The sequence below is a fragment of the Collinsella sp. LCP19S3_A7 genome, from assembly GCF_052121995.1.
Lineage (GTDB): Bacteria > Actinomycetota > Coriobacteriia > Coriobacteriales > Coriobacteriaceae > Collinsella.
In genome coordinates, this window is record NZ_JBQKDE010000034.1 from 1 (window position 1) to 2,471 (window position 2,471).

The 2,471-nt window shown below is 63.1% G+C and carries 2 protein-coding genes; both read left to right on the top strand.

The window, feature by feature from the left end; all coding sequences use genetic code 11:
• Window positions 1–161 precede the first annotated feature (161 nt).
• Window positions 162–1,616: an IS21 family transposase gene (gene istA / locus ACTQV3_RS09160; RefSeq protein ID WP_304202435.1), complete on the top strand. Its 1,455-nt coding sequence runs from the start codon at window positions 162–164 to the stop codon at window positions 1,614–1,616.
• Complete coding sequence (gene istB / locus ACTQV3_RS09165) at window positions 1,613–2,359, top strand: IS21-like element helper ATPase IstB (RefSeq protein ID WP_304202432.1); 747 nt, start codon at window positions 1,613–1,615, stop codon at window positions 2,357–2,359. Before istA ends, istB begins: the two co-directional genes overlap by 4 nt.
• Window positions 2,360–2,471: the final 112 nt, after the last annotated feature.

Genomic DNA, 2,471 nt, shown 5'->3' on the forward strand with positions numbered 1-2,471 from the left:
TGTTTAGGGCAATCTGATTGTTGCTAGTGCGGCACCCATTCTTTTCATCTACGGAAACGAAAAATTTCAGAAAAGGCAAAGGCATGCCGACCAGCTAGGCCTACCGTTGCAATTGCAGCTACCAACTGACAATTGCACAGGAGGCAGGAAGGATGATCAGCATGCCAATGATCGAAAGTATACGAGAGATGTCGAGAAGGGGCCTCTCCAATGCGGAGATACAGCGCAGGACGGGGATATCCCAACCGACGATCCGCAAGTACATCGCGATGGACGATTTCTCGCCGCAGGCCCCGAGCCTGCAATCGCGCCCGTCGATCCTTGACCCTTACAAGCCCTTCGTCGACGAGATCCTGCTCGGCGACCAGCGCGTATGGCGCAAGCAGCGACACAGCGCAAAGCGCATATACGAGCGCTTGCTGGACGAGACCGCCTACGACGGCGGCTACGGAACCGTCAAGAACTACGTGAGGAGGCGCAAGGCCGAGATATCCGCGGCGTCCGACTGCTATATGGAGCTTGTCTGGGCGCCGGGGGAGGCGCAGGCCGACTTCGGCGACGTCGACGTGCTGGCCGGGGGAGAGCGCGTGAGGATGCACTTCCTGGTGCTCAGCTTCCCCTTCTCCAACATGGGCTTCTGCCAGCTCTTCGCGGGCGAGACCAGCGAGTGCGTGTGCCAGGGCCTCCGCGACATCTTCGAGCACATCGGCTGCGTTCCCACCCGCATCGTCTTCGACAACGCCACGGGCGCCGGCAGGCGCCGCGGGCAAAGCGTGACCGAGGCGGACCTCTTCCGCCGGATGAAGGCCCATTACGGGTTCGAGGCGACCTACGCCAACCCCCGCGCCGGCAACGAGAAGGGCAATGTGGAGCGAAAGGTCTACTGGTGTCGCCAGCATCTGTTCACGCCTGCGCCCAGCGTCGACGACATCGAGCTGTTCAACGCGGAGCTGCTCAGCCGCTGCTCGGGCTCGGGTTCGAACCGCCACTACGAGAAGGGGCTGACATGGTCGGAGCTGTTCGAGAGGGACAGGTCGGCGATGCCGCCCCTGCCCGCCAAGCCCTTCAGCTGCATGCGATTCGTCACCGGCGTGTCGGTGGACAAGCGCGGCGACGCCACCGTCGACGGCGGCCACCGCTACCATGTGGGCCACAGGCAGGCTTCCGGCACCGTCACCGCCGTGTACGGCGCCCACACCGTCGCGTTCGCGGACGCCGCGGGCGAGATCGTGGCGGAGCACGCGAGGAGGTTCGGGGCCGCGAAGAACGGGCCGGAGGCCGTGTCCCAGCTGGCGTTGCTGGTGAGGAAGCCCGGCGCATGGCGCAACTCGGCGGTCAGGGCCGCCATGCCCGCAGACGTGAGGGCCCATGTGGACGCGCTGGAGTCGGCTGCCAGAAAGGACCTGATCGTGTGCATGCGCAGGTGGTGCAGGGAGAGCTCGGTCGAGGACGTCGGCGCCGCTATCTCCGAGGTGCTGGCCTCAACGGGGAGAGCCAGGCCCTCCGACGTGGAGATGATGCTCGCGAGGATGGGCGGGTTCGGCCTTGGGACGGAGCCCGACGTCGGCCCGGATCTCACTGTCTACGACAGGATGCTCGGAGGTGACGCCGCATGAGCGCGCGAGGCGACCTGGAGAGCGCGGTGAGAAGAGGGTTCAGGGCCGTGATGCTATCCAACCACACTGCGGAGAAGTACGCGTCGGAGTCGACGGCCGCAGAGCTCAGGTTCTTGGCAGGCATGTTCGAGGAGGAGCTCTCCTGGAGAGAGGAGAGCAGGAGGGGGCGGCTGCTGAAACGGGCCAAGTTCCCGGTCCCCAAGACCTTCGAAGGGTACGACTGGTCGAGGGTAAAGGTGCCGGAGGAGATCGGACGCGGGGGCATCGAGAGCTGCAGGTTCATTGCAGACAAGCAGAACCTCGTCCTGTACGGCGGCGTGGGGAACGGCAAGACCCACATGGCCATAGCGTGCGGAACCGCAGCCTGCGCCATGGGGATGACGGTGATGTTCACGACGATCGCAGACCTCGTCGTGAGGATGACCAAGGCCGAAGCCGAGGGAACCTTGGAGAAGGTGTTCAAAGAGGTCGAGAGGGCCGATCTGGTGATACTGGACGAGCTTGGGTACCTTCCCATAAACCAAGATGGCGCCAAGCTCCTGTACCAGGTGGTGAACAAGTGCTACGAGAGGAGAAGCCTTATCGTGACCACGAATCTTGAGTTCAGCAGGTGGGGAAAGATCCTGACCGACGACCAGATGGCGGCTGCCATGATCGACCGAATCGTCCACTACGGCCACCTGGTCGTGTTCGAGGGGCCGACGAAGAGGATGGAGGCCTCGCCTATGGCCCGAAGGGGCTAAGAGGCAAAGCCAAAGAGAGAAAGAGGCACGCCTTTGCCAAACCTGAAACCTTTCCTTGCCACGTGTGAAAAGAACCGCTGCCTCAATTGAAAGCCCGAGCTTGACACAAACA